Origin of the sequence: Chryseobacterium gossypii, assembly GCF_041361455.1 — a bacterium.
Classification (GTDB): Bacteria; Bacteroidota; Bacteroidia; order Flavobacteriales; family Weeksellaceae; genus Chryseobacterium; species Chryseobacterium gossypii.
This window is the reverse complement of sequence record NZ_JBGCUR010000035.1, coordinates 23,736-31,026: the sequence shown is the minus strand read 5'-3', so window position 1 is coordinate 31,026 and position 7,291 is coordinate 23,736. Positions and strand designations below refer to the sequence as shown.

8 protein-coding genes are annotated in these 7,291 nt (G+C 38.9%); 5 read left to right on the top strand and 3 right to left on the bottom strand.

Going from position 1 to position 7,291, the window contains the following annotated elements; all coding sequences use genetic code 11:
• Nucleotides 1–269: 269 nt before the first annotated feature.
• Nucleotides 270–1,799 carry a T9SS type A sorting domain-containing protein gene (locus ABMQ40_RS15080; RefSeq protein ID WP_370901045.1) on the bottom strand — a complete coding sequence of 510 codons (1,530 nt, stop codon included), beginning with the start codon at nucleotides 1,797–1,799 and terminating at the stop codon, nucleotides 270–272.
• A 310-nt stretch (nucleotides 1,800–2,109) separates the two neighbouring features.
• Here ABMQ40_RS15080 and map point away from each other — a divergent pair, with 310 nt between their 5' ends.
• Entirely contained in the window at nucleotides 2,110–2,874 is a 765-nt protein-coding gene (gene map, locus ABMQ40_RS15075; protein WP_370901043.1) for a type I methionyl aminopeptidase, read from the top strand.
• An 89-nt stretch (nucleotides 2,875–2,963) separates the two neighbouring features.
• On the opposite strand, the gene ABMQ40_RS15070 is transcribed toward map, so the two are convergent.
• On the bottom strand, nucleotides 2,964–3,269 hold the full coding sequence (locus ABMQ40_RS15070; protein WP_370901041.1) for a hypothetical protein: 306 nt from the start codon (nucleotides 3,267–3,269) through the stop codon (nucleotides 2,964–2,966).
• A gap of 230 nt (nucleotides 3,270–3,499) precedes the next feature.
• Between ABMQ40_RS15070 and ABMQ40_RS15065 the strand changes: the two genes are divergently transcribed.
• The 3 genes from ABMQ40_RS15065 (at nucleotide 3,500) to ABMQ40_RS15055 (ending at nucleotide 5,914) form a co-directional block, all read left to right on the top strand.
• Nucleotides 3,500–4,357, top strand: coding sequence for a helix-turn-helix domain-containing protein (locus tag ABMQ40_RS15065; RefSeq protein ID WP_370901039.1), 858 nt, complete (start codon nucleotides 3,500–3,502; stop codon nucleotides 4,355–4,357).
• 68 nt (nucleotides 4,358–4,425) lie between these two features.
• Entirely contained in the window at nucleotides 4,426–5,076 is a 651-nt protein-coding gene (locus ABMQ40_RS15060; protein ID WP_370901038.1) for an HD domain-containing protein, read from the top strand.
• Nucleotides 5,077–5,263: 187 nt separating this feature from the next.
• Nucleotides 5,264–5,914, top strand: coding sequence for a tRNase toxin domain-containing protein (locus tag ABMQ40_RS15055; protein WP_370901036.1), 651 nt, complete (start codon nucleotides 5,264–5,266; stop codon nucleotides 5,912–5,914).
• A 111-nt stretch (nucleotides 5,915–6,025) separates the two neighbouring features.
• Here ABMQ40_RS15055 and deoD read toward each other — a convergent pair whose 3' ends face one another.
• On the bottom strand, nucleotides 6,026–6,736 hold the full coding sequence (gene deoD / locus ABMQ40_RS15050; RefSeq protein WP_370901034.1) for a purine-nucleoside phosphorylase: 711 nt from the start codon (nucleotides 6,734–6,736) through the stop codon (nucleotides 6,026–6,028).
• Nucleotides 6,737–7,034: 298 nt separating this feature from the next.
• On the opposite strand from deoD, the gene ABMQ40_RS15045 reads away from it, so the two are divergent.
• The gene (locus ABMQ40_RS15045; protein ID WP_370901032.1) at nucleotides 7,035–7,277 is read left to right on the top strand and encodes a hypothetical protein; all 243 of its coding nucleotides are present in this window, start codon (nucleotides 7,035–7,037) and stop codon (nucleotides 7,275–7,277) included.
• The last annotated feature ends 14 nt before the right edge of the window (nucleotides 7,278–7,291 follow it).

The window sequence follows — 7,291 nt, the reverse complement described above, 5'->3', positions numbered from 1 at the left end:
AGGGAAAAATTAATATTCAACATCCCAACTTTCCTGAAATCATTAGTGATGCTACCGTTTCTGATAGTAATAAACAATAATGTACTGGCCACGGTATAATGACAATTCAAAAACCAGCTTTACAACAATACTACCGAAATTAAACCAATCTTTAATACAAAATAACCTTGACCAAAAACGGTCAAGGTTATTTTTATTTCCATACAACTCCCATATTTTTTATAGCTTATATAAAGTCAATATAACTCTATTTGGTCCAATACGGAAACTTATTTCTTAATAAATAGCTTATTGGAAAAGATAAGGGTCTTTTTATTTGTTGCTTGGATTATATAGACGCCATTGGTCAATTGAGACGTCCCGATTGAAACTTTCTTCTCGTTATAATCCCGGGAGAATAATGTTCTTCCGGACATATCAGTGATTGTCACTGTAGATTCGGTTGGAAGGTTGTCAATATAGATAAAATCTTTAGCGGGATTAGGATATAAAGAAATTTTGTTCATATTCATCGTTTCTTTTACATCAAGCTGTCCTCCGAGTTTAATGATCCAATAATTATAGTTTCCGGGAGTTCCTGTTATGGCGTCTGAATATCCACTGATGACATAGCCTCCATCAGAAGTTTGTTGGATAGATTTACCATAATCATCCGTAAGCCCTCCGAAGGTAGCTTGCCAATCCATATATCCGGATGGGTCCAGCTTTATGATCCAATAGTCATTAGCTCCAAAGCTTACCGCTCCTTCTCTGTCTGAAGAATGTGAATACCCTGCAACAACAGATCCTCCGTCAGAAGTATTTTTAATATCAAAGGCATAATCATATAAGCTTCCGCCGTATGACTTTTCCCAGAGTAAATTTCCTGTACTGTTCAGTTTAATGATCCAATAATCAAAATTGCCGTGGTTCATACTAACATTACCATTATTGGAAATGGATGAACCTGCAATAATATAGCCATTATCAGAAGTTGGCTGTACGGCAGATGCTTTATCCGTATTGCTGCCGCCAAGAGATTTTTGCCATTGGATATTTCCTTGGGTATTCAATTTTACTACCCAAAAATCACCGTTGCCATGGTTTCCGGTAATGTCACCACCCATAGAACTGGATGTCCCTACAACAATATATCCTCCATCTGGTGTTTGTTCAATGGAGCTTGCTTCGTCAGTACTCTCGCCACCTAGGGGCTTTTGCCATTGCAGATTTCCGGAAGCGTCCGTTTTTACTACCCAATAATCTCTTACACCATGATATCCCGAAATATTACCGTCATTGCTAGAAGCAATACCCGCAACAATGTATCCTCCATCAGTTGTTTGACGAACAGCTTGTGCTATATCATACCCGCTTCCTCCGAAAGTTTTTTGCCATTGCAGGTTTCCATTCGCGTCTGTCTTTATGATCCAGAAGTCACTACCGCCATGATTCCCCGAAACATCACCGTTATTGGATTCTGTGCCCCCTGCGATAATATATCCTCCGTCTGTGGTTTGACGAACGGAATAGGCCTTGTCTATACCACTTCCGCCATAAGACTTCTGCCATTGAATATTTCCGTTGGAATCCTGCTTTACCACCCAAAAATCACGGTTGCCATGATTCCCTGTAACATCTCCGTTGACAGACGCCGAAGCTCCCGCAACAATATATCCGCCATCAGAAGTTTGCTGAATATCCGGAGATTCTTCCATGAAACTTCCTCCTAAAGATTTCTGCCATTGAACGGCAGGTGCCTGAGATTTAGCCGTTGACCAAATCAAAAGAAAGAAAAAAATAAATTGTAATGATTTCATAAATTTTATTTAGTAATACTCGGTTAAAAGTTAATCTAATATAATAATTTTTAATTATTGATTAATAGATCGTAATGGATTTTGTAATTTAGAAATGGAATAAGAAATAAATAAATGGTTTATATATTGATTTTAAACCTTCAAAAGATTGCAGAATGTTTATTGTTATGAAATAATGTCGTTTATAACATATTCTGTTGAAGACAAGAATTTTTAATTCCTTAACTTTGCAACTCCCATAACTACTGAGCCAGTTCCTTATATGCTGTCATAATGAAGTAGTTAGAATATAAACAATTAAAACAGGATTATGTCAATAACAAATGAATCTGAATTCATCGGAATGCAAAAAGTAAGTGAAGCGGTTGCCTATACTTTAAGGGAGATGATTAAGTATGCCGGACCTGGCATGACGACAAAAGACCTTGATGAATACGGAGCTAAAATACTGTCGGGATTTGGCGCAAAATCAGCACCGTATTTGACTTACGGATTTCCGGGCTGGACATGCATAAGCGTGGACAATGAATTTTGCCATGGTATTCCTACAGATAAACGGATCCTGAAGGAGGGAGATTTGATCAATATTGATGTCTCTGCCGAACTTAACGGATATTGGGCAGATAATGGAGGTTCCTTTGTTATTGGGAAAGATATCCATCAGCATCAAAAATTGGTTGATGCTTCTAAAGAGATTTTACAAAAGGCGATCAATAATATAAAAGGAGGCGTAAAAATAGCGGATATCGGATCGCTTATGGAGACCGAGGCCAAAAAAAGAGGTTTTAAAGTAATTAAAAACCTTGGCGGGCATGGTGTAGGAAGGAGCCTGCATGAACAGCCTGACGAGCTGCTCAATTACAGAAACCGGTTCGACTCCAGGAGGTTCAGAAAAAATTCCGTTGTGGCCATTGAAACATTTATTTCAACATCCTCCAACCTTGCCATAGAGCTTAAGGATGGATGGACCATGGTAGGCAATATGGGCGGATATATGGCCCAACATGAGCATACAATTATGGTAACCGATGGAAAACCGATAATCCTGACCCAAATGAATGAGATCCTGAACTAAACTGATGCATCCGTTTAATCGTTATGGCACTTGACGATCCGTAAGTGAAGTATTATGTGGTATTCTACAGATAGAAAAAATACTGAACTTCAACATACCACACAAAAATCCTTGAATAAATACCATGATCCCAAAATGACCAATGAGTACAGCAAGGCAAAAAACAGCACGAAATACCTTAATACGGTCTTGTGGATCATTCCCCGGATAAATATCCCCCAATTCATAAAACTTAAAAAAAGCATACCATAAGAAAAAATATACACTAAAACTTCAAAAACCGTATCCTCAAAATCAAAGACAAAAACTGAAAAAGCTACGGTTATCAGGGAAAGACAATATATCAGATTGATCCATATTGCCCATTTGTTCAGTGTTTTAGGTTCGTATTTCATTAAATTTCATATTAGAAGATGGTGTCCTGAAACATATCGGAATGCCAATATACGATAAACATCATTCAAAGGCAATATGGCTGCAATACATATTATACCCTCACTGAAACCATTAAATTATGCCAATTGATATTTTGATAAATACAAAATCATCCTTTCAATTAACTTTGGTTGATCTGAACGATATTTCTTAAATATTTTTGATTCGTTGAACCCAATATTAAAAACTAATGTATTCCGAAGATACTCTGGTCCTGGATCAGGAAATAAAAGATTCGTTTAAAGTCAGAAGGTTGTGCAGCACTACGTTTCATACCATGCCTCTGGTAAATGTCACCTACAACCGGATATTTATCATTCATCAGGGGCAAGGGAAAATTCTTATTGACCATAAGGTGTTTGATATCAGAGGATCGGAAATATTTTTAATATCAAAAGGCCAGGTGTTTTCCGTTTCTTCAGAAACCGGAATATCGGGATTTGAGATAAGCTTCGGTGACTGTTTTTGGGAGAAGACTCCGGCAAGCGCATCCAATTGCAAACTAATGTTATTCAATGATACAGCCCTGCATCAAAAAATACCATTACGGGAAAGAGACCTTCAGGAGCTGAATGCCATTATGGTGATCCTGCAGAACGAATTTGAAAAAGAAGACTATCCGAATAAGCTGGATGCAATGGCTGCCTGCCTGAAGATTATAATGATTAAACTGGCCAACCTTGCACCTTCCTTAGATCAGGGAATCGATGATTATGACAACCGTATATACCGTAAATTCCTGGAGCTGGTAAGCCTGGAATATGATCAAAAGCATGATGTGCTCCATTATGCGGAAAAGCTTGCCGTTACACCACGCAAACTGTCATATCTCTGTAAGGTAAAAACAGGAAAAGGAGCAAAAGAAATTATCGCGGGACAGATCATCGCCGGCGCAAAAAGGCTGCTTCAGTTTTCTGCCGGTACCATTAAAGAAATAGCTTATGAGCTGTCATTCAGTACCCCTGAGCAGTTCAGCCACTTCTTCAAAAAGCATACGGGTGTTTATCCGGCAGACTATCGCAGAATATTTGTAAATATTGGCAGGTGAAGAGAAGATTCTGACATTCCGTGAAAAGCTGCGACCATATATTTTTGTATCACATAAAACTAAAATATATGTCAGTCAAAAGATTAAAAAGTGTAGCCGGAATTACTATTCCCGACAGTAAAATTGCTGTAGAGGCTACTGAGCTCTTACTGGAACATGGTACGGAGTTTATTTATAACCATTCTTTACGGGTTTTCCTCTTCTCTTCGTTAAACGGTAAAAGACAGAATCTGGAATATGATGAGGAGCTCCTGTATGTGAGTTCCGTTTTTCATGACCTCGGGCTGGTGCCCCATTACAGCAGTCCCGATCTGAGATTTGAGGTGGACGGAGCCAATGCGGCAAGAGATTTTCTGAGGAGCCACGGTCTTCCGAAGGATAAACTGCAGCTGGTTTGGGATACCATAGCCCTTCACACTACCATTGGAGTTGCCGAACATAAAGAAAATGAAGTCGCCCTGATGTATTCCGGTGTAGGGCTTGACGTTATGGGGGAAGGTTATGACCATTTAAGCGAGCAGCACAGGAACGAGATTATTGAAGCTTTTCCAAGAAATGATTTCAAGAAAAAAATAATTCCTGTGTTTTTTGATGGGTTCAAGCACAAGACGGATACTACTTTTGGCAATATCAAAGCGGACGTATGTGCCTTCATGATCCCGAATTTTGAGCGAAAGAATTTTTGCGACTGTATTCTGCACTCTCCCTGGAGCGAATAAGTCAGAATAACCAGGCTTCCGGACTTTGGAAAATTACAACAGTAAGATATAAATTATCTAAGTTGAGGCATGTCTGTTAAACCGGTAATTCGATCAATATTGATCAATAAACGCTTGTAAAAGCGAGGATTATGATGAATGGAAATTATTCTTTATCTTCCGGAAGATTATCAATATTCTCGCTTAGATGGATCCGTTTCAAAAATACAGCCCGTTGTTATCCGATTCCTGGAAAGAAAAGTACGGGAATATATTGGCGGAAGAGCATCTTGAAAAATTAAATAACAATCTCCGGCGATTTAAGGATAAAACTTTAGACTGGGATTTGCCATACTTTAAGGAAGAGATAAAGATCAGCCGGGAAGAAAGTTTTAATCTGTTCATCAGCCTATTGGAAAGTAACCGGACCGGAGAGATTATTGCTGGACACCTGGAGGAAATTCCGTTTGAGCACTGGCTGAACATTCTGGGACAGCGGATCACCCTTGCGAGCATCCGTGATGGAAATGCGATCCCGCCTCTTAAAGAGGTCTTAATAGAAAGCTGCCTGAAACCATTTAACACTGAAATTACCGTTGCCCAAAGGGCCTGGGAAAAACATGCAGGCCGGAGGGACCTCCGTTTTTGGGGTGAAGTGAAAGGTAGTAACCGCCATAAGCAGGAAAACGTGATGCAAAAAATCCATTATATCATTGCCAATAAGACCTGGTGGAATGTTTTCTATCATTACAAGCATAAACTGGTTTACGAGATCAGGGAAAAAGAAGGCCATGGTATACGATGGGGACACGGTGGTAAGCAGCTGATCGGCTTCCTTGAGGCTTTTATCAATGACTGACAATGGTAATTTCCATTGCGTAAAAATTGTGGCTAAACCTGTATTTTGCAGATACAAAAAGAGCTTTACATGGTTTGTAAAGCTCTTTTAATACTCTTATTAATCCGATCCTTATATACTTCTCCATGCAGATTCCAAAGCCAGCTCGATCATTGGCCTCAGAGCTTTCTCACGTTCATCGGCTGAAATATTCTCATGAGTCGGGATAATGTCAGAAACGGTAAGGATGGCTGCCGCATTTTTTCCCAGATGCTTGGCATTGGCAAATAGCCCGAAAGCTTCCATCTCTACAGCCAGACATTTGTATTTTACTGCAATTGCGGGAATATCCGGATCTTTCCTGTAAAAGATATCACTGCTGTGGACATGGGTAGTTTTTGTCTGTAAAGACAATTCTTTTGCGGTTTCATTAATGACAGAAAAAATATTTCCCTGAGGGGAAAGGATTTCATCTTCAATTCCCCAGGCATATCGGGCATATGTACTTTCACTGGCAGCATTCTCAACATTCAGGACATCAAACAGCTTCAGATCTGTCGTATAGGCACCACAAGTACCGATCCTGATGATGGTATCCACATTGTATTCTGTGAACAACTCGTAAGAATAAATACCGATACTCGGAAAACCCATTCCACTTGCTCCCACGCTAATCTCCTTACCTTTATAATGGCCGGTATAATAAAAAATTCCTCTTGTCTTACTTACCAGCTTCGCATTTTCAAGATAATTTTCGGCAATATACTGCGCCCGGAGCGGATCCCCCGGCTGTAACACTACTTTAGCAATTTCTCCCTTTTGGGCACTGATGTGGATACTCATAATTGTATTTTGAAATGAGGACAAAGATAATAACTTTTAGCCTGAAAGTAATCAGAAGACCACAGGGGAAGGATAATTTAAGAAAAATGAAAAAAGAACCACACGGGTCTTAACCTTAAGCTTTTGTAACCATCTTATTAAATAAAAGATCCCGGTATGCAAAATAATATAATTCAAACCAAATTGCGGTTATGAATATAATTTAAAACTTATTCTCATAAATAGTTTTTATTTTTGTTGGGACAGGGGAATAGAGTCTTTAATCAAAAATCAGAATCAGGTCTAAAAAAGTATTGAGATGGAAAATATAAACAAATACCGTCATTTGAAATACGAAAATAAAGAAGCATTTGAAATTGTCAATGAAATTATGCTGGAAGGTAAAATGCCTCTTATTGCCGTAAAGAAAATAAAAGAGATATTTCCGTTTCTTTCCCTGGAAGAGGCGAAAGAGATAGTGGTCAGTGCAACATCCGAATATAAAAGTTTGTATGATTGCCGGGAAAACCTGTTCGGGGAGCTCGACGATCTGGATATCTGATTTTTAACAATTAA